This is a genomic window from Bradyrhizobium sp. CCGUVB4N (assembly GCF_024199945.1).
In the GTDB taxonomy this organism is placed as follows: Bacteria; Pseudomonadota; Alphaproteobacteria; order Rhizobiales; family Xanthobacteraceae; genus Bradyrhizobium.
The window spans coordinates 2,765,367-2,783,865 of record NZ_JANADP010000001.1 but is presented as its reverse complement, the minus strand read 5'-3'; the positions used below and the strand labels follow the sequence as shown (position 1 = coordinate 2,783,865).

Annotated in this window: 18 protein-coding genes; 8 read left to right on the top strand and 10 right to left on the bottom strand. The window is 64.5% G+C overall.

The genetic code is table 11. The features are described 5' to 3' along the window. Positions 1 to 10 precede the first annotated feature (10 nt). On the bottom strand, positions 11 to 832 hold the full coding sequence (gene fabI / locus NLM31_RS12565; protein ID WP_254129576.1) for an enoyl-ACP reductase FabI: 822 nt from the start codon (positions 830 to 832) through the stop codon (positions 11 to 13). A 171-nt stretch (positions 833 to 1,003) separates the two neighbouring features. Here fabI and NLM31_RS12560 point away from each other — a divergent pair, with 171 nt between their 5' ends. Next, positions 1,004 to 1,492 (top strand): sigma-70 family RNA polymerase sigma factor, encoded by a 489-nt coding sequence (locus NLM31_RS12560; RefSeq protein WP_128953175.1) that lies wholly within the window; start codon positions 1,004 to 1,006, stop codon positions 1,490 to 1,492. Between the two features lie 106 nt (positions 1,493 to 1,598). Further along, a complete protein-coding gene (locus NLM31_RS12555; RefSeq protein ID WP_254129575.1) occupies positions 1,599 to 2,372 on the top strand; it encodes an anti-sigma factor in 774 nt (257 codons plus the stop codon). A 318-nt stretch (positions 2,373 to 2,690) separates the two neighbouring features. Here the strand turns inward: NLM31_RS12555 and NLM31_RS12550 are convergent, their stop codons facing one another. Next, on the bottom strand, positions 2,691 to 3,656 hold the full coding sequence (locus tag NLM31_RS12550) for a DnaJ C-terminal domain-containing protein (protein WP_254192400.1): 966 nt from the start codon (positions 3,654 to 3,656) through the stop codon (positions 2,691 to 2,693). 159 nt (positions 3,657 to 3,815) lie between these two features. Further along, the gene (locus NLM31_RS12545; RefSeq protein ID WP_309143685.1) at positions 3,816 to 4,223 is read right to left on the bottom strand and encodes an RT0821/Lpp0805 family surface protein; all 408 of its coding nucleotides are present in this window, start codon (positions 4,221 to 4,223) and stop codon (positions 3,816 to 3,818) included. 113 nt (positions 4,224 to 4,336) lie between these two features. On the opposite strand from NLM31_RS12545, the gene pdxH reads away from it, so the two are divergent. The 3 genes from pdxH to NLM31_RS12530 are packed head-to-tail and all read left to right on the top strand — an operon-like array spanning position 4,337 to position 6,552. Continuing rightward, positions 4,337 to 4,978, top strand: coding sequence for a pyridoxamine 5'-phosphate oxidase (gene pdxH, locus NLM31_RS12540; protein WP_254129572.1), 642 nt, complete (start codon positions 4,337 to 4,339; stop codon positions 4,976 to 4,978). A gap of 26 nt (positions 4,979 to 5,004) precedes the next feature. Then, positions 5,005 to 5,757 (top strand): SDR family NAD(P)-dependent oxidoreductase, encoded by a 753-nt coding sequence (locus NLM31_RS12535; protein ID WP_254129571.1) that lies wholly within the window; start codon positions 5,005 to 5,007, stop codon positions 5,755 to 5,757. A 24-nt stretch (positions 5,758 to 5,781) separates the two neighbouring features. Continuing rightward, entirely contained in the window at positions 5,782 to 6,552 is a 771-nt protein-coding gene (locus tag NLM31_RS12530) for a class I SAM-dependent methyltransferase (protein ID WP_254192398.1), read from the top strand. A gap of 82 nt (positions 6,553 to 6,634) precedes the next feature. Here NLM31_RS12530 and NLM31_RS12525 read toward each other — a convergent pair whose 3' ends face one another. Further along, positions 6,635 to 6,871 (bottom strand): hypothetical protein, encoded by a 237-nt coding sequence (locus tag NLM31_RS12525; protein ID WP_254129569.1) that lies wholly within the window; start codon positions 6,869 to 6,871, stop codon positions 6,635 to 6,637. Between the two features lie 206 nt (positions 6,872 to 7,077). Continuing rightward, positions 7,078 to 8,055 carry a magnesium transporter CorA family protein gene (locus NLM31_RS12520; protein WP_254129568.1) on the bottom strand — a complete coding sequence of 326 codons (978 nt, stop codon included), beginning with the start codon at positions 8,053 to 8,055 and terminating at the stop codon, positions 7,078 to 7,080. A gap of 326 nt (positions 8,056 to 8,381) precedes the next feature. Here NLM31_RS12520 and NLM31_RS12515 point away from each other — a divergent pair, with 326 nt between their 5' ends. Further along, positions 8,382 to 9,065, top strand: coding sequence for a L,D-transpeptidase (locus NLM31_RS12515; RefSeq protein ID WP_254129567.1), 684 nt, complete (start codon positions 8,382 to 8,384; stop codon positions 9,063 to 9,065). A gap of 38 nt (positions 9,066 to 9,103) precedes the next feature. Here the strand turns inward: NLM31_RS12515 and NLM31_RS12510 are convergent, their stop codons facing one another. Further along, positions 9,104 to 10,225, bottom strand: a complete 1,122-nt coding sequence (locus NLM31_RS12510; protein ID WP_254192397.1) for an extensin family protein — start codon at positions 10,223 to 10,225, stop codon at positions 9,104 to 9,106. Between the two features lie 65 nt (positions 10,226 to 10,290). Between NLM31_RS12510 and NLM31_RS12505 the strand changes: the two genes are divergently transcribed. Both NLM31_RS12505 and NLM31_RS12500 read left to right on the top strand, forming a co-directional pair. Beyond that, entirely contained in the window at positions 10,291 to 11,919 is a 1,629-nt protein-coding gene (locus tag NLM31_RS12505) for a fatty-acid--CoA ligase (protein WP_254192396.1), read from the top strand. Between the two features lie 214 nt (positions 11,920 to 12,133). Next, positions 12,134 to 12,988: a DUF1499 domain-containing protein gene (locus NLM31_RS12500; protein ID WP_254192395.1), complete on the top strand. Its 855-nt coding sequence runs from the start codon at positions 12,134 to 12,136 to the stop codon at positions 12,986 to 12,988. A 7-nt stretch (positions 12,989 to 12,995) separates the two neighbouring features. Here NLM31_RS12500 and NLM31_RS12495 read toward each other — a convergent pair whose 3' ends face one another. The 4 genes from NLM31_RS12495 to NLM31_RS12480 all read right to left on the bottom strand — a co-directional run bounded on the left by NLM31_RS12495 (position 12,996) and on the right by NLM31_RS12480 (position 18,447). After that, entirely contained in the window at positions 12,996 to 13,919 is a 924-nt protein-coding gene (locus NLM31_RS12495) for an MBL fold metallo-hydrolase (protein ID WP_254192394.1), read from the bottom strand. Between the two features lie 158 nt (positions 13,920 to 14,077). Then, complete coding sequence (locus tag NLM31_RS12490) at positions 14,078 to 15,292, bottom strand: acyl-CoA dehydrogenase (RefSeq protein ID WP_254129562.1); 1,215 nt, start codon at positions 15,290 to 15,292, stop codon at positions 14,078 to 14,080. Between the two features lie 161 nt (positions 15,293 to 15,453). After that, the gene (ribB, locus tag NLM31_RS12485) at positions 15,454 to 16,530 is read right to left on the bottom strand and encodes a 3,4-dihydroxy-2-butanone-4-phosphate synthase (RefSeq protein ID WP_254192393.1); all 1,077 of its coding nucleotides are present in this window, start codon (positions 16,528 to 16,530) and stop codon (positions 15,454 to 15,456) included. 186 nt (positions 16,531 to 16,716) lie between these two features. Beyond that, entirely contained in the window at positions 16,717 to 18,447 is a 1,731-nt protein-coding gene (locus NLM31_RS12480; RefSeq protein ID WP_254192392.1) for a cation:proton antiporter, read from the bottom strand. Between the last annotated feature and the right edge of the window lie 52 nt (positions 18,448 to 18,499).

Genomic DNA, 18,499 nt, shown 5'->3' with positions numbered 1-18,499 from the left:
CGGGTGAAGGTTAGTCCTTGCCGCCGATCGACACATCCGGCGCGTCGGGGCGCTTCATACCGAGCACGTGGTAGCCGGCGTCGACGTGATGCACTTCGCCGGTGACCCCGCGCGACAGGTCGGACAGGAAATACAGCGAGCTGTCGCCGACCTCCTCGATCGTCACGTTGCGACGCAGCGGCGCGTTGACCTCATTGTATTTCAGCAGCAGGCGTGAATCGGCGATGCCGGCAAATGCCAGCGTCTTGATCGGTCCCGCGGAAATCGCGTTGACGCGGATCGCCTTCTCGCCGAGATCGGCGGCCAGATAGCGCACGCTCGCCTCCAGCGCCGCCTTGGCGACACCCATGACGTTGTAGTTCGGCATCCACTTCTCGGAGCCGTAATAGCTCAGCGTGATGATCGAACCACCGTCGGTCATCAGCTTCTCGGCGCGCTGCGCGACCGCAGTCAGCGAGTAGCAGGAGATCAGCATCGACTTGGAGAAGTTGTCGGCGGTGGTGTCGACGTAGCGGCCCTCGAGCTCATCCTTGTCCGCAAACGCGATCGCGTGCACGACGAAATCGATCTTGCCCCACTTCTCCTTCAGCACGTCGAACACGGCATCGATGGTCGCGGCATCCGTGACATCGCAATGGCCGAGCATGAGCGCGCCGAGCTCGGCGGCAAGCGGTTCGACCCGCTTCTTCAGCGCATCGCCCTGGTAGGTGAGCGCGATCTCGGCACCGGCCGCCTGGCATGCCTTGGCGATGCCCCAGGCGATCGAGCGGTTATTGGCGACGCCGAGGATCACCCCGCGCTTGCCCTGCATCAGACCTGAATTCTGCGCCATTTGCTAACGTCCTGTAGCTCTCGTTAAGGTCTGGAGGTACACCAGCCCTCCCCTGCGGTACAGTCCTAATACGCGGCGTTAACGCTGTTTCCAGCGCCGGAATAGCCGTTCCGTTCGGGTGTTATGATCGCTATAGGCGCGTGCGCCGAACGGCAGGACACCAAATACGGCATGAGTGCGTTTCGCCAGAGTGTAGAAGCCATGATCCCGGCGTTGCGCCGCTATGCCCGCGCGCTCACGCGCGACGCGGATGCGGCCGACGATCTGGTGCAGGACACGCTGGTGCGTGCGTTGCGCTCGGAGCGATTGTTTCTCGGAGGCGACGTCAGGAGCTGGCTCTACACGATCCTGACCAACCTCAACAAGAACCGGCGGCGGTCGCTGGCGCGGCGGCCGCAATTCATGCAGCTGACGGAGAATAATCCGGATGCCAGCGGGACGGAGGCCGAAGGACGCGACATCGAACGGGCACTCTCGACGCTGGTCGAGGAGCAACGCTCGGTGCTGCTGCTGGTGATGCTGGAAGGCATGAGCTACCGCGAGGTCGCCGATATCCAGGGCGTGCCGATCGGCACCGTCATGTCCCGCCTGGCGCGCGCCCGTGCCCACGTTAAAGCGTCGCTGGAGGGTGAGCGCCCAGCGCTCAGGCGGGTGAAATGATGGCAGGATTGATGCATCGCGCTTACCGCGTCAGCTGCACGGAGAGAGAAGCAGCGCAGTTGAACCGCGTTAGATATTTTGGGCCGCAGAGCCAGAGACGACCGATATGAACGACCGCAATATTCCAGTGACCGAAGACGAATTGCACGCCTTTGTCGATGGCGAGCTGCCGACCGAGCGCCGCGCCGACATCGAGGCCTGGCTTGCCGCCCATCCCGACGATGCCGAGCGGGTGCAGTCCTGGCGCGCCATGGCCGAGATGCTGCACGCCCGCTACGACGGCGTCGCCCAGGAGCCGGTGCCGGCCCGGCTGGAGCTCGAACGGCTGGAGCGCCGTCCGCGGCAATGGCTCTACGGCGCGGTTGCGGCCGCGCTGGTCGCTTTCGTCGCCGGCGGCACGGCCGGCTGGGTGGCGCATGGCGCCGCCAACGCGCCCTCGACCTTCCAGAGCTTTACGGCGGATGCGCTCGATGCCCATCGCCTCTATGTCGTCGAGGTCCGCCATCCGGTCGAGGTCGGCGGCAACGAGCGCGACCACCTCCAGGCCTGGCTGACCCGGCGCTGCGGCTGGACCGTGTTCGCCCCCAATCTGGAGGCGAGTGGACTGAAACTGGTCGGCGGCCGGCTGCTGCCGGGGCCGAACGGGCCGGCGTCCTTCCTGATGTATGAGGGCGCCTCGGGCGAGCGCTACACGATCTACACCGCCAAGACCGAGACCGGCGCGACGCAGATGCGATACGCCAGGACGGACAAGGACGGAGCGCTGTTCTGGGCCGAGCGCGGCGTCGGCTACGTCGTCAGCGGCGGCGGCGCCGACCGCGACCGGCTGACCAAGGTTGCGCAGGCGGTGTACGACCAAGCAGAGAAAAACGGCGGCTGAACAACCGCACGAACGCGGTGCCTCGATTCCGTCATTGAAAATTTGGAATCAAGACATGTGTGCGTCTCATTATCGCACCGGGTGTTCACGCGATTATGAGCAGCGTTCGATCCGCCGATCGACGCGGGCGGCCTCGATTGGGGTTTTTGGTACCGCGCTGGTCCCCCTCTCGAGGCCGCACCTTTTTATCGGCTGCCCCGCCGGACAGCCGACACGTCGAGCGTCGAAGCGCTACCACGCTTTGCGTGTATGACGAGCATCATCCGTTCGGAGATGCGCCAGGCCTGTAAGGAGAACCCCCTTCAGTTCTTCACCACCCTAACCCAGCCCGCTACGTGGATTGTAGGGGTGTTGGTCCCGCCACTTCTCCATCAATGCTTCAAGCTCGGCGTCGTTCCCGTCCGGTAGCATAATCCTGATCGTGACGAAGAGATCCCCGGTCCCGCCAGATTTCGGCAAGCCCTTACCTTTGAGGCGGAAGGTCCGGCCGCTGGAGGTGTTTTTCGGAACCGACAATTCCACCGCATTGCCGAGCGTGGGCACGCGGACCTTGCCACCGAGCACAGCCTCGTAGAGCGTGACTGGCAGGTCGATCCGCAAGTCGGCACCCTCGATCTTGAAGAACGGGTGCGGCGCGATGCCAATGGTGATCAGGAGATCGCCGGGCGGATGGCCTTGCGCGGTCTCGCCCTGGCCGCGCAGCCGGATCTGCTGGCCCTCGACGACGCCCGCCGGAATCTTGACGTTGAGTTCCTTGCCATTCGGCAGCCGGACGCGCTTCTCGCCGCCCTTGACCGATTCTTCCAGCGAGACGGACATCGCGACGTTGACGTCGAGATCGATCCCGACCCCGCCGGTGTCGAATTCGAACTGGGCACCGCCACCGGCCCCGGGACGCGCACCGCGCACCCCTCCGCCGAACATGCTGTTGAGGATATCCTCGAACGCGCCCGCACCCTGGCCGGGGCCTGCCCCGCCGCCACGGAAATTGTACCTCTCGAATCCGCCGGGACCCGCGCGACCGCGCGGCCCGCCGCCGCCCGGAAAGCCCTGGAAGCGCGGCTTGCCCTCGGCATCGATCTCGCCGCGGTCGAACTGCTTGCGCTTGTCCTCGTCGCCGATGATCTCGTTGGCCGAATTGATCTCGGAGAAGCGCTCGGCGGCCTTGGGATCATCCTTGTTGCTGTCGGGATGATGCTTCTTGGCCAGCTTGCGATAGGCGCTCTTGATCGCGGCAGCGTTGGCGCTCCGCGGCACCCCCAAGACCTCATAGGGGTCGCGCATCCGTCACGTCTCCTCTCGGGAAATCGAAATGTTCAAAGGGCTCCCCGCCCCAACTGAGCCTTATGTGGGGGGTGAGTGGTATTTTTGCAACTAGTCGAGTGAAGCGACCCGCTCCGATTCGAGCAGGATCTTATCGGAAAACCGGTTCCCGGATCATGCTCAGCTCCGCCACGGCTTTAGCGTATGAATCTCCCAACGGCCACGGCTGCTTTGGCAGCCGGCGCCCTGGAGCCAGCTTTCGGTCGTCCCGTTGACGTAGCTCGCGAGGAAATCACGGCACTTGCGGCCATCCTCGGCGGCGTAGGATTGCGCGATCGGCGTCACCGAGCCGCGCGCGCCGGTTTCCGGATTCTCCCAGTGCTGGCTGGCATCCCTGTCACCCTTGCTCAGCACGTCGGAGGCGGCGTTGCGGGCGAAGGCGAGATCAGTCTCGGTCGGCGGGGCGTCCTTCGCCGGCCGCGCGATCGAACCGGTGAGATCGTTGTCGTCGGCCTTGGCATAGGCATTGGTGTCGGTGCGGGACAGACTGCAGCCGCCGGCGCCGAGCCCGATCAAAATCATCGTCATCGCAAGGCTGGAGGACCGCATCGCCGATAGGCCAACGCGTCCCCATGCCCTATATAGGGCAGGTGCAGACAACAGCGCGCTTTGGGCCGCGGGACGCAATTCGGACTCCAGACATGACCGACACGACCTCGATGAAACACCAGACACCCTTAACATCCGGTGATTTCACCGCCGCCGACGAGCCATTTGCGCTGTTCGAGGCCTGGCTGAACGAGGCAATCAAGAGCGAGCCGAACGATCCGAACGCCATGGCGCTCGCAACCGTCGATCCCGACGGCCTGCCTGACGTGCGCATGGTGCTGATGAAGGGCTTCGATACCGAAGGTTTTGTTTTCTACAGTCACATCGCGAGCCAGAAAGGCCGCGAACTCGCCGCAAATCCTAAGGCAGCGTTACTTTTTCACTGGAAGTCGCTGCGCCGTCAGGTCCGCATCCGCGGCAACGTGACGCCGGTGACCGATGCCGAGGCCGACGCCTATTTCGCGACGCGGCCGAAGCAAGCCCAGATCGGCACCTGGGCCAGCAAGCAATCCGAGGCGCTGGAAAGCCGCTTCGCCTTCGAGCAGGCGATCGCCAAGATCGCCGCCAAGTACATCGTCGGCAACGTGCCGCGGCCGCCCGGCTGGAGCGGCTGGCGCATCACGCCTTCGCGCATCGAGTTCTGGCACGACCGCCCATTCCGCCTGCACGACCGCATCGAATTTCGCCGTGACGCGGCCGGCCAGCCGTGGTCCAAGACGCGGATGTACCCCTAAGCTTTAGGCCGACCTGAAAGATGTCCATGCCGCATTCGTCCAATGCGCCGCGCCGCACGCTGCTCCTGACCGGAGCAAGCCGCGGTATCGGCCACGCCACCGTGATCCGCTTCTCGTCGGCAGGATGGCGCGTCATCACCTGCTCGCGGCATCCCTTCCCGGAGGATTGTCCGTGGGACGCAGGCCCCGAGGATCACATCCAGGTCGACCTCGGCGATCCCCAGGACACCGCGCGCGCGATCTCCGAAATCCGCAATCGCCTCGAAGGCGGCATGCTGCACGCGCTGGTCAACAACGCCGCAATCTCGCCGAAAGGTCCCGGCGGCGCCCGGCTCGGCTCGGTCGACACCGAGCTCGACACCTGGACGCACGTCTTCCACGTCAACTTCTTCGCCCCGATCATGATCGCGCGCGGCTTGATCGAGGAACTGAAGGCGGCCAAGGGCTCGGTCGTGAACGTCACCTCGATCGCGGGCTCGCGCGTGCATCCCTTCGCGGGTGCGGCCTACGCCACCTCGAAAGCGGCGCTTGCCGCGCTGACGCGCGAGATGGCGTCCGACTTCGGCCGCGTCGGCGTGCGCGTCAACGCGATCGCACCGGGCGAGATCGACACCTCGATCCTGTCGCCGGGCACCGAGAAGATCGTCGATCAGCAGATTCCGATGCACCGCCTCGGCACGCCTGACGAGGTCGCCAAGATCATCTATGTGCTGTGCACGGACACCAGCTCCTACGTCAACGGCGCCGAGATCCACATCAACGGCGGCCAGCACGTCTAGGCCAGGTGACGCGTCAGGTGATCGATGGGCCGGTTTGCGAGCACGGCGTCAACTTACGAGCATTTGCGACCGCCCTACCCCGGCGAGTTCTTCCGCAGCGTGGCGCACGAGCTCGGCCTCTCCGAACGATGCGCCTTGATTGATCTGGGCACCGGCCCCGGGCTGCTCGCACTTGGCTTTACGCGACATGTCGGCCGTATCGTCGGCGTCGACCCTGAACCCGCGATGCTCGAGGCTGCGCGACAGGCGGCGGCGCGCGCAGGCCAAGCTCTCACGCTGATCGAAGGCAAAGCCGAGACACTTGGCTCCGACATCGGCACGTTCGACATCGTCACGATCGGCCGCGCGCTGCATTGGATGGATCGCGATGCGACGCTCGCGCGGCTCGACAGGCTGGTCGCAGACGACGGCGCGATCCTGATCTGCGCCTCATTCTCGGTCACCGACGGCCGCAATCCATGGCTTGATGGCTACAACGAGATCCGCCGCCGCTGGTCACCCGCAAAGCTCTGGGACGAAGCCGGCAAGGGCACGCGGACCCATCGCGACCTTCCCGCATTCTTCCGCGGCAGCGCCTTTACGCCCACCGAGCTTGTCACGGTCGAGACCAGCCACACGGTCAGCATGCAGGACCTGGCGCAACGCACCCTCACCTACTCGTCGTCCTCACCGGAAGCGTTGGGCGACAATGTCGAGGCGATGTTGCGGGATGTCGAGAGCCATCTGGCAGCGTTCAGCCGCGATGGCGCCATCGCCGAGACCATCGTCTCGACGGCGCAGATCGTGAAGCGCTAGTTCATCTACTGCGAAGGGCGGGAAGCAAGGCGATCCAGCAACGCCGCCGCAAGACTGGATCGCCCGCCCTTCCTTCCACTCCTCAATCGACTCGAATCCGACGCGACCGTTCGCGCAGCCTCAACGTTGCAGCAGTTGGAGCGGCAGCTGCGTTGAATGCAGTCGAACAATCGTCATCGTTCTCGCCATCGAGCAGGGGAGCACCACAGTGCCGGCACATGCGCGCCGACAACGACGGCGCCTTGCCGCTCGCCACGGCCTGACGATAGCTCGTCAGATCGATGACGTTGCGGGGCGTCGTTATGTGTTTTTCAACCATGGCTGTTCCTCGCGGCTAACCCGCTGCTTATCGCAGACAAGTTTCGCGCAAACGTTCAGCCCACCGCTCAAATTTTACCGGAGGAATTGGGGCGCAGAACACGCATCACGGCGTCGCCGCAATGACGCTCTATTCTGCGACACCATCAGCCCTGTCTCTGCGACCGGCGTAAGGTCTCGGTCACTATTTTCAGAGCGCAGGCCGGCTCACAGCCACTTCTTCCACTTGAAGATCCAGTACGGCACGATCGCCGCGATCACCATCAGCACGAGCGCAAACGGATAGCCGTGCGTCCATTCGAGTTCCGGCATCGACTTGAAGTTCATGCCGTAGATCGATGCGATCAGCGTCGGCGGCATCAGGACAACAGCCATGACCGAAAACAGCTTGATGATGTTGTTCTGCTCGAGATTGACGACGCCGAGCATGGCATCGAGCACGAAGGTGATCTTGCTGGAGAGATAGGAGGCGTGGTCGGTCAGCGAGGCGACGTCGCGCTGCATGGTCTTGAGCTGCTCGCGCATGTCCTTCGACCATTTCACGCCCTCCACCACCGCCGAGAGGAAGGTGACGACGCGGCCGATCGACACCAGGCTCTCGCGAACCTTGGAGGTCAGATCACCCTTGCGTCCGATCGAGATCAGGATCTGCGAATATTGCTTGGCGTGGCCGTGGCGCTCGCTCTCGGGCTCGAAGATGTCGTGGCTGACCTGGTCGATCTCCATGCCGCAGCGTTCCAGAATGTCGGCGCAGCGGTCGATCACGGCGTCCAGCAGTTCCATCAGCACCATTTCGCCGGTGATCGCGGGGGCGCAGGTGCGGGCCAGCTTGGCCTCGACCAGGGCGAACGGCTTGGGCTGGTCGTAGCGCACCGTGACCAGGCGATGGTCGCCGAGGATGAAGGTCACCGCCGTGGTCCGGGGCATGTCGGTGTCGGAATGGCACATCAGGGTCGCGGTCATGTAGCGCGCGCTGTTCTCGATGTAGAGGCGGCTGGAGATCTCGATCTCCTGCATGTCCTCCCGGGTCGGGATCGCGATCCCCAGCAGCCGTTCCACGGCCTTGTCCTCGGCCGCGGTCGGGTTGACCAGGTCGACCCACACCGCGTGCTCTGGCACGGCCGCGAGATCGTCGACAACGGCCTTCTTCAGGGTGGAGTCGGTGGGAACGAACACAGAAAACATGAACAACTCCGGGAGGGGGCCTGCGACAGAATGACAGGCCCTTAGCGCGATTCTGACAAGTTCATGATGACAAGCACATTAACGGAGCGTTTGCATTTGTGGCCCAACTGTGGCGCGAAATCGACAGTCCGGCTTTTCGCGTCCAAAAACAGGTCTGGGCGCGCAAAACTTGCGGCAAAAAAGCCACAGGTTGGGTCTTGCAGCGCGGGAAAAGTCCCTAAACGCTGGAATTGTGGCAGATTTCAACCATAATGAAATCCACGGAGTCGAAGGCCTTGGGTGCTAGCTCAGGACCTGCGCGGTATTTGTTTGATTGGAACCAAACCATGTCGTCGCTGAAAGTTATGTTGGGAATTCTGGCCGCCGGCTTCACGCTGTCGGGCTGCATGCAGGCTACGCATTTCGAAGCCACCAACACCCAGAATTTCAAGCCGAAGGACAAGGAACTCCTTGCCAAGATCCGGTACGAGAATACGCCGGTGGCAGAGCCGTTCCGTCGCGCCATCGTCGACTATCACCGCAAGGAGTCGCCGGGTTCGATCGTGGTCGATTCCGACAACCACTACCTCTATTACGTGATGGATGGCGGCAAGGCGATCCGCTACGGCATCACCGTCGGCGAAGAAGCCATGGCATGGTCCGGCATCGCCAAGGTCGGCAGCATGACCGAATGGCCGGCCTGGCACCCGACCCCGGGCGAGATCTCGCGCCTTGGCGTTCCGACCTACGTCGCCCCCGGTCCGGACAATCCGATGGGCTCGCGCGCGATGTACCTGTATTCGGGCGGCAAGGACACGCTGTTCCGCATTCACGGCACCAACCAGCCGGAATATATCGGCGCTTCGATCTCATCGGGCTGCATCCGCCTGACCAACGAGGACGCAATCGACCTCTACAGCCGCGTCAAGGTCGGCACCATCGTCGTGGTGCTCGAGCCGAAGCACGGCGACTCGCCCTACAATTCGCGCCTCGCGCTGCAGGGCGGCGGTTCTCAGACCAGCAACTACTGATCACGATCTGATCTGATGGTTTTCGAAAAGCGCCGGTTTTACCGGCGCTTTTTTGTTGTCGACTTGCTCTTGCTGGAGGCGGCCGCTGGCTTGTCCGCCGGCGCGGCAGGCTTCGCGCTCTCCTGATCGTCGGCGCCGTCCTTGGGCTCATCCTTGGCCCCCTCCTTGGTCCCCTCGGATTTGGCCGCGACCTCGCGCGGCGGCGCCTCCTCGGGGCGCTCGGCCGGCAGCAGGGGCGCGACCTGGGGCAAGGGATCCCAGACGTTCCACTGACAGATCCGGTAGTCGTTGCGCCGCTGCGCGAGGTCAAGGTGGATATGGTCCTCGTGGTACCAGTCCGAGCCTGGGCCGAGCACCGTGGAAAAGCGCGAGCAGACCGAATGCAGCACGCGCTCGCGCACGTCGCGCGACATGGTGCGGTCGGTCAGGCCGATCGACTGGCCGTTGGCAAGCTTGAGCGCGCGCACGTCGAGTGCGTTGGCCTTGCCGTGCTCGGACAGCATCGCACCGACGATGCGATTACGGCCGCGGCACTCGAAACTGTCGAAATTGTCGAGGTCGGTGATGGTCGAGCCGAGGCTCGCGGCCAGCGGCACCATGTCGGTGCGCACCCAATTGGCGATTGCTGATGCCATGGTGCAGCGGAGGATTGCCGCCGGCTTGACGGCGACCTTGCGCTTGTCCGGCAGCACGATCGCCTCCAGCCGCACCAGATCCTCCCCGCCGCAGGCGCCGGGGCCATGGATATCGGGAATGGACGGCGCGACCGCGATCTCCTCGGTGAGCGCGAGACGGCAGGCCGAGAGCTGCTTCTCGGGCGGCGGGGCCGCCTCGGCGGGTTTGCCGGGTTTATCCGGGGAAGGCTTGTCAGGCGAAGGCTTGCCGTCGGCCTCAGGCGCCGCCTCATCCGTTGCCTTGGGAGCGTCCTCAGGCCGAGGCTTTGGTAGCGGTATCCTAAGGGGCATCCTGGCGGAATGAGTGCTCGCGCGCGGCCGTGGTGTACCAAGACCAAAGATATCGAGCGGCGCAGCATAGTTTCGCGCTTCCACGCGATCCGCGAGCACAAGTAGCCCGAGCGCAGCGGTAACCATTGCCGCGCCGGCGGACATATTGCCGCGATAAGACCATTTGCGGCGAAAGTCCGGCAGGCTAAAACTCATGACAATTCTTTGGCCCTGCGCTGAGAGCGATAATGCGCCCAGCGACTTCTCGGAGGAACGTCTGAATGCTCGGCTTGATGCAAGATTGGCCCCTGCTCTGCCACCGGATCATCGAACACGCCGCCAAGATTCATGGCAAGCAGGAGGTCGTGACGCGATCGGTCGAGGGACCGATCCATCGCACCACCTACGCCGAAATCCACCAGCGCGCGCTCAAGGTCTCGCAGATGCTGGAGCGCGACGGCATCAAGCTCGGCGACCGCGTCGCCACGATCGCCTGGAACACCTGGCGCCATCTCGAGGTCTGGTACGGCATCATGGGCATCGGCGCCATCTGCCATACCGTCAATCCCCGGCTTTTCCCCGAGCAGATCGCCTGGATCATCAACCATGCGCAGGATCGCATCGTGATGGTCGACCTGACCTTCGTGCCCGTGCTGGAGAAGCTCGCCGACAAGCTTCCGAGCGTCGAACGGTACGTCATCCTCACCGACAAGGCGCATATGCCCGAGACCACGTTGAAGAACGTCGTGGCCTACGAGGACTGGATCGCCGAGGCCGACGGCAAATTCAAATGGAAGGACTTTGACGAGAACACGGCGGCAGCGATGTGCTACACGTCCGGCACCACGGGCGATCCGAAGGGTGTGCTGTATTCGCATCGCTCCAACGTGCTGCACGCTCTCATGGCCAACAATGTCGACGCGCTCGGCACCAGCGCCTCGGAGACAATGCTGCCGGTGGTGCCGCTGTTCCATGCCAACAGCTGGGGCATCGCCTTCTCTGCACCCTCGCAGGGCACCAAGCTGGTGATGCCCGGCCCCAAGCTCGACGGCGCCTCGGTCTACGAGCTGCTCTCCACCGAGAAGGTGACGCACACCGCCGGCGTGCCGACGGTGTGGCTGATGCTGCTCCAGCACATGGCCGCCAATAATCTGAAGCTGCCGGAGCTGAAGATGGTGATCTGCGGCGGATCGGCGATGCCGCGCTCGATGATCAAGGCCTTCCTCGACATGGGCTCGAACGTCCGTCACGCCTGGGGCATGACCGAGATGAGCCCGATCGGCAGCGTCTCGGCGCTCAAGCCGCCGTTCCAGAACGCGACCGGCGATGCGCGGCTCGACGTGCTGCAGATGCAGGGCTACGCGCCCTTCGCGGTCGAAATGAAGATCACCGACGATGCCGGCAAGGAGCTGCCCTGGGACGGCAAGACCTTTGGCCGCCTCAAGGTCTCCGGCCCCGCGGTGGCCAAGGCCTATTTCCGTCTCGATGCCAACATCCTCGATGAGGAGGGCTTCTTCGACACCGGCGACGTCGCGACCATCGACGAGGGCGGTTACATGCGGATCACCGACCGCTCCAAGGACGTGATCAAGTCCGGCGGCGAGTGGATTTCCTCGATCGACCTCGAGAACCTCGCGGTCGGCCATCCGGCCGTGGCGGAGGCCGCCGTGATCGGCGTCTTCCATCCCAAATGGGACGAGCGGCCGCTGCTGATCGTGCAGCTCAAGCAAGGCCAGCAGGCCACGCGCGATGACATCCTGAAGTACATGGACGGCAAGATCGCCAAATGGTGGATGCCCGACGACGTCGCTTTCGTCGACGGCATCCCGCACACCGCGACCGGCAAGATCCTGAAGACCGCGCTGCGCGACCAGTTCAAGGAATATCGTTTCCCGAACGCGGCGGCGTAAATCACCACCACCGTCATGCCCGGGCTTGTCCCGGGCATCGACGTCTTGCCCGACATCTTGGCGGCAAGAAAGACGTGGATGGCCGGGACAAGCCCGGCCATGACGATGCAAGAGCCTGTGGAACCCTTGAATTTGCCCCCGGGCCGTGGTCTCAACGGTTCATCGTCGCGCCAAATCGGCCGGCAAGCCCCAAAACCCCGGCAGAGCTCACTCGATGGCCCGCAGGTTTTCCGCTCCCTACCAGTCGGAGCCCGTGTCCAGCCTCGCGACCTGGGCGCGCAATCTGGCCGTGTTCGCGGTGGTGGCGGTGGTGGTGTCGATCATCATCGTCCGCTTCGACTTTTTGGAGATGAAGCCGGCGCTGGCCACCTTCTTCGGTGGCCTCGCGATTGCCACGCTGTCCATCCTGTTCGGCCTCGCCGGCTTTGCCGCGATCTGGCAGAACGGCTCGCGCGGCATGGCGCGGATCCTGCTCGCCTTCCTGATCGACGGGGCGATCCTGGCCTATCCCGCGTATCAAGCCCTGCTGTACCGCAAGCTGCCGCCGATCCACGACATCACCACCGATCCGATCGACCCGCCGCGCTTCGACGCGCTGTCGCGCCTGCGCACGGGCGACGGCACCAACACCGCCGTTTATGCCGGCCTCTATTCGGCCGAGCAGCAGCGCCACTTCTATCCCGACATCGAGCCGATCGAGCTCGAGATCCCCGTCGACCGCGCCTATGCGATCGCACGCCAGCTCGTCATCAAGCGCAAATGGACCGTCATCGACGAACGCGAGCCGCAGCCGCCGCGCCGCATGGGCCGCATCGAGGCGGTGGCGCGCACGCCGATCATGGGCTTTCGCGAGGACATCTCGATCAGGGTCGTGCCTGACGGCGACGATTCCCGCGTCGATATCCGCTCCGCCTCGCGCTATTTCGAGAGCGACCTCGGCAGCAACGCCGCGCGCGTGACGAAATTCATCGACGACCTCAACACCGCAGCCGACGCGGACGCGCTGAAACCGGTGAAGAAGACTCCGGTCGCGCCACCGAAGGCGCCGGCGAAGACGGTGAAGAAGTGACCGCGCGCTAGCCGTTCGCCATCCGGTACGTCCCGCCGATCACGGGATCGCCGTCCGTCGCGACAACGCCGCGTGCGACGAGGTCCTCCAGATGCGCCAGCACGGAATAGCCGGCGGCCGTCGTCAGCCGCGGATCGATGCCGATATAGATCGCGCGCACCATGGTCGGGATGTCGGTCTCTCCCTTGGCGAGGCGGTGCAGGATCGAGGCCTCGCGCGCCTTGCGATGGCGGATCAGGAAACGCACGAAACGCTGGCCCTCCGGGATCTCCGGGCCATGGCCGGAGAAATACAGGTCCTCCTCGCGCGCAGCGAGCCGGTCGAGCGATTCCATGTAGTCGATCATCGAGCCGTCGGGCGGCGCCACGATCGAGGTCGACCAGCCCATGACGTGATCGCCGACGAAGCTGAACTTTCGCTCGGGCCAGGCAAAGGCGAGATGGTTGGCGGTGTGACCGGGCGTGGCCACGGCCTCGAGCCGCCAGCCGGCGCCTTCGACGACATCCCCATGGGCGACCCTGACATCGGGGACGAAGTCGCGATCGGAGCCGGATTCCGGATTATGCTTCTCGCTCTCAAAGCGCGGGCGCGAGGCGCGGTGCGGGCCCTCGGCATAGACCGGCGCGCCGGTCGCCCGCTTGATGCGCGGTGTATTGGGCGAGTGGTCGCGGTGGGTGTGGGTGACGAAGATATGGCTCACCGTCTCGCCGCGCACGGCATCGAGCAGTGCGGCCGCATGAGCCTCGTCGTCGGGACCGGGATCGATGATCGCGACGTTGCCGGTGCCTACGATGTAGCTGACGGTACCAGTGAAGGTGAACGGGCTCGGATTGTTACAGAGCACCCGCCGCACGCCGGGGCGGACTTCCTCGACGACGCCTGGGTGAAGCGGAAAGTTGCGGTTGAACGGGACGTCGTCGTTGTCGGACATGGCTTGCTCATACCTTGCGGACTTCGTCATGCCCGGCCGTGTGCCGGGCATCCACGTTCTTCGCGTGGCCTAGAACGTGGATGGCCGGGACACCTAGCGCGAAGACGCGCTTCGCGCTTTTGCCCGGCCATGACGCATTTCCAAGCCGAGGTGCGTCCTCAGAAAAACGCCTGAATGCCCGTGATCGCGCGGCCCAGGATCAGGGCGTGGACGTCGTGGGTGCCCTCGTAGGTGTTGACCGTCTCGAGGTTATGGACGTGGCGCATCACGTGGAATTCGGCGGAGATGCCGTTGCCGCCATGCATGTCGCGGGCGACTCGGGCGATGTCGAGGGCCTTGCCGCAATTGTTGCGCTTCATGATCGAGATCATCTCGGGCGCGAACTTGCCCTCGTCCATCAGGCGGCCGACGCGCAAGCTCCCCTGGAGGCCGAGCGCGATCTCGGTTTCCATGTCGGCGAGCTTCTTCTGCACCAGCTGGGTCGCGGCGAGCGGCTTGCCGAACTGCTTGCGGTCGAGCGTGTACTGGCGGGCGCGATGCATGCAGTCCTCGGCCGCGCCGATCGCGCCCCAGGAGATGCCGTAGCGGGCGCGGTTGAGGCAGCCAAACGGGCCCTTCAGGCCGGAGACGTTGGGCAGCAGCGCGCTTTCGGGCACCACGACGCCGTCCATCACGACCTCGCCGGTGATCGAGGCGCGAAGCGAGAGCTTGCTTCCGATCTTCGGTGCGGAAAGGCCCTTCATGCCCTTCTCCAGCACGAAGCCGCGGATCTGGTTGTCGTGCTCGGCTGACTTGGCCCAGATCACGAACACGTCGGCGATCGGCGCGTTCGAGATCCACATCTTGCTGCCGGTCAGGCGATAGCCGTCGGAGACCTTTTCGGCGCGGGTCTTCATGCCGGCCGGGTCGGAGCCGGCATCGGGCTCGGTCAGGCCGAAGCAGCCGACCCACTCGCCGCTGGCGAGCTTCGGCAGGTACTTCTTGCGCTGGTTCTCGTCGCCATAGGCATAGATCGGGTACATCACCAGCGAAGACTGCACCGAGTTCATCGAACGATAGCCGGAATCGACCCGCTCGATCTCGCGCGCGACGAGGCCGTACGCCACGTAGCTCGCATTGGCGCAGCCATATTCTTCCGGCAGCGTGATGCCGATCAGGCCGAGCTCGCCCATCTCGTTGAAGATCTCGCGGTCGGTCTTCTCTTCCAGATAGGCCTTGGTGACGCGCGGCAGGAGCTTGTCCTGGGCATAGGCGCGCGCCGTATCGCGCACCATGCGCTCGTCTTCGGTCAGCTGCTCATCGAGCAGGAACGGATCGTCCCACTGGAAGGAAGCCGCAGCCGGCTTGTCCTTGGTCTGAGGGCGCACGCTCATGAAACGTCCTTTCGGTCTGGTTCCGTCTAAAAATTGCCGGACAAACTAAATCGCCGCGGCAACAAGTGCAATTGCATTGCAGATGTGGGGCCTTGCGTGAATCCCGGGGATGCGCACCGCGCACCCCGGGGCACGCGAGGCGCGTCCCCGGAATGACAGCGCTAGCTTTCGAGCTGCTCGTTGGCGACGATCTCGATGCCGAAGCCGGAGAGGCCCTTGTAGTCATGCACCGACGAGGTGAGATGCCGGATCGAGGTGACGCCGAGATCGCGCAGGATCTGCGCACCGACGCCGACTTCGCGCCACTGGCGGTTGCGGTCGGCTTCCGTCGCGCTCTCATCAGGCAACGGCGCCACGGGAACGCCTGCGGCGCCGTCGCGCAGATAGACCAGCACGCCGCGACCGGACTTCTTGAAGTGCTCGAGCACGACCGCCATGCGCTTGTGGCCGGTAAAGGTGTCCTTGACGATGTTCGGCTTGTGGAAGCGCGTCAGCACGTTCTTGCCGTCGCCGACACCGTTGTAGACGAAGGCGACGTGGGCGATGGAATCGAACGGCGAGCGGTAGGCATAGCCCTGGAGCAGCCCGATCGGGCTTTCGGTGGTGAAGGTCGAGACCCGCTCGATCAGCTTTTCGCGCGCCTGGCGATAGGCGATCATGTCGGCGATGGTGACGTGCTTCAACTTGTGCCTGGCAGCGAACTGGGCGACCTGCTCGCCCTTCATCACGCTGCCGTCGTCATTCATCAACTCGCTGATGACGCCGACCGGCGGGAGCCCCGAGAGCTTGCAGAGATCGACCGCGGCCTCGGTGTGGCCGGAGCGCAGCAGCACGCCGCCGTCCTTGGCGATCAGCGGGAAGATGTGGCCCGGACGGGCAAAGTCGTTGGCGCCGACATTGGGATTGGACAGCGCACGGCAGCAGGACGCGCGCTCCTCGGCCGAAATGCCGGTGCCGCCGTCGGGCTTGTAGTCGATCGAGACCGTGAAGGCCGTGGTGTGGGCGGAATCGTTGTGGGCGACCATCGGATCGAGCCGCAGCCGCCGCGCGTCCTCGGTGGTGATCGGCGTGCAGACGATGCCGGAGGTGTGGCGGATGATGAAGGCCATCTTTTCCGCCGTGCAGAATGAGGCGGCGACGATCAGATCGCCCTCGCCCTCGCGATCGTCATCGTCGGTCACGACGACGAGTTCGCCCCGGGCAAAGGCCTGCAAAACTTCCTGAACGGTATCGGGCATGTCCCAATCTCTATTGGTTACGGGCCGGAGGCTCAGCGGACGCCTTAGCTGGACTTGGGCTCCAGCGCTAGTGTCCTGGACGCAACCGCACATGTCCGGAGGCAGACCTGGTGATGAGGCTTGCACCGAAGATACCAGGCATATAGGCGCGCCCGGCCCGGGCGGAAGGCAGCCGGGGGCGCGCCCTCAGGGCAGCACTTCGCGCCGCTCGCCGAGCCGGGCATCGAGCTCGGCGCGCTTGTCGGTCAACAGGCCGGCCTGGGCGGCCTCGATCACGGTAAACAATTCATGGGCGTCGCTGAGCCGGGTCACGGTGACATAGCTGGCGCCGGCCGCGTAGAGCTCGCCGACGTCGGACAGCAGATCGGCGGTGGCGACGATCAGGGCGTTGGGGTTGAGGGTGCGGACGTGACGGACCAGCTTCTCGTTGCTGGCGCCCTTCAACAGCGCGTCCGGCACGCTGAGGATGATCATCTCGGACTTGCCGATCCCGGCATGGAGCAGCGTGTCCGCACTGCTGATGTCGCCATAGATCACGTGCAGGCCGCGCGAAAGCAGGGTCTGGTACACATGGGGGTTGAAGTCGATCACCGTGATCTGTTCCAGCAACACCGGTGTCTGCCGTTCGATCTCGGCCAGCAGCGCGCTCGCCGCACGGAAAAAGCCGAGGATGACGATGCGGCGCGCTTCGCCGTGGCCGCCTTCGTGGCCCTCCTCGGCATGGCCGCTGCCATGGTCGAGATCGCGCAGGCCGAGCCGCTTGAGCGGGCCGATGGCCCAGCGGGTGATCTCGTCGCTGCGGGTCATGACGAAGGTCGACAGCACGGCCAGCACCACGAAGGCGAAGGACGCCGCATTGGCCGTTTCGGCTGCGATGTGATTGTCGGCGACGCCGGTCTGGATCACCACCAGCGAGAACTCGGAGATCTGCGCCAGATTGATCGCCGGCAGCAGGCTCGCGCGCAGACCCTGCTTCATCAGATAGAGCGGCGTGAAGGTGGTGACGAGGCGGCTCGCCACGGTGAAGGCGGCAATCATCAAGGCCAGCCCGATCACCGAGAGGCCGGGCACGGGAATGGTCATGCCCAGCGCCACGAAGAACAGCGTGATGAAGAAGTCGCGGAGCGTGGTGACCTTGGCCGTGACGTCGAGCGCGTAAGGGAAGGTCGAGAGCGAGACACCGGCGATCAGCGCGCCCATCTCGCGCGAGAGCGAGAGCTGCTCGGCCGTCTCGGCGACGAAAAAGCACCAGGCGAGAGCCCCGAGCAGGATCAGCTCGGGCCGGCGGGCGATCTGGTGGAACAGGCGCGGCAACACATAGCGGCTGACCAGCAGCGCGGCCGCGACCAGCACCGCGACACGGCCGATCGAGAGCAGGATGACGCCGACCTGCAGATTCGCCAGACTCGGCTGCACCGCCAGGAACAGGATGGCAAAGATGTCCTGAAGCACCAGCACGCCGAGCGTGATGCGGCCCGGCAAGGTGTCGAGCTCGCGCTTCTCGTAGAGCACCTTGACGATGATGACGGTCGAGGACAGCGCACAGGCGATGCAGAGATAGAGCGCGTCGAAATGGCCGCCGCCGAGCGAGAGCCCGATGCCGGCAAAGAACAGGATGCCGAGCAGGCAGCCGCCGATGAGCTGGCCGCCGGCCGCGAACAGGATCACCTTGCCGGCCCGCACGATCTTCTTCAGGTCGATCTCGAGCCCGATCATGAACAGCATGAAGATCAGGCCGAGCTCGGAGATGACGCTGATCGATTCCTGCGACTTGACCCAACCGGCGCCGAATGGACCTATGCAGAAGCCGGCGATAAGGTAAGCCAGGATCAGCGGTTGCCGGGAAAAATGGGCTGCTAGCCCCAGCATCCAGGCAAACAAGATACAGAGAGTGATGTCGCGAATGAGCTCGTGCATGCCAGACCGGTCCGTTTTGCCGCACCCTAGAGACCGAGTGCAGCGCGGCAAG

Coding starts and splice junctions, on each gene's coding strand:
- fabI (WP_254129576.1), bottom strand. CDS start 832: ATGGCGCAGAATTCAGGTCTGATGCAGGGCAAGCGCGGGGTGATCCTC.
- NLM31_RS12560 (WP_128953175.1), top strand. CDS start 1,004: ATGAGTGCGTTTCGCCAGAGTGTAGAAGCCATGATCCCGGCGTTGCGC.
- NLM31_RS12555 (WP_254129575.1), top strand. CDS start 1,599: ATGAACGACCGCAATATTCCAGTGACCGAAGACGAATTGCACGCCTTT.
- NLM31_RS12550 (WP_254192400.1), bottom strand. CDS start 3,656: ATGCGCGACCCCTATGAGGTCTTGGGGGTGCCGCGGAGCGCCAACGCT.
- NLM31_RS12545 (WP_309143685.1), bottom strand. CDS start 4,223: ATGACGATGATTTTGATCGGGCTCGGCGCCGGCGGCTGCAGTCTGTCC.
- pdxH (WP_254129572.1), top strand. CDS start 4,337: ATGACCGACACGACCTCGATGAAACACCAGACACCCTTAACATCCGGT.
- NLM31_RS12535 (WP_254129571.1), top strand. CDS start 5,005: ATGCCGCATTCGTCCAATGCGCCGCGCCGCACGCTGCTCCTGACCGGA.
- NLM31_RS12530 (WP_254192398.1), top strand. CDS start 5,782: ATGGGCCGGTTTGCGAGCACGGCGTCAACTTACGAGCATTTGCGACCG.
- NLM31_RS12525 (WP_254129569.1), bottom strand. CDS start 6,871: ATGGTTGAAAAACACATAACGACGCCCCGCAACGTCATCGATCTGACG.
- NLM31_RS12520 (WP_254129568.1), bottom strand. CDS start 8,055: ATGTTTTCTGTGTTCGTTCCCACCGACTCCACCCTGAAGAAGGCCGTT.
- NLM31_RS12515 (WP_254129567.1), top strand. CDS start 8,382: ATGTCGTCGCTGAAAGTTATGTTGGGAATTCTGGCCGCCGGCTTCACG.
- NLM31_RS12510 (WP_254192397.1), bottom strand. CDS start 10,225: ATGAGTTTTAGCCTGCCGGACTTTCGCCGCAAATGGTCTTATCGCGGC.
- NLM31_RS12505 (WP_254192396.1), top strand. CDS start 10,291: ATGCTCGGCTTGATGCAAGATTGGCCCCTGCTCTGCCACCGGATCATC.
- NLM31_RS12500 (WP_254192395.1), top strand. CDS start 12,134: ATGGCCCGCAGGTTTTCCGCTCCCTACCAGTCGGAGCCCGTGTCCAGC.
- NLM31_RS12495 (WP_254192394.1), bottom strand. CDS start 13,919: ATGTCCGACAACGACGACGTCCCGTTCAACCGCAACTTTCCGCTTCAC.
- NLM31_RS12490 (WP_254129562.1), bottom strand. CDS start 15,292: ATGAGCGTGCGCCCTCAGACCAAGGACAAGCCGGCTGCGGCTTCCTTC.
- ribB (WP_254192393.1), bottom strand. CDS start 16,530: ATGCCCGATACCGTTCAGGAAGTTTTGCAGGCCTTTGCCCGGGGCGAA.
- NLM31_RS12480 (WP_254192392.1), bottom strand. CDS start 18,447: ATGCACGAGCTCATTCGCGACATCACTCTCTGTATCTTGTTTGCCTGG.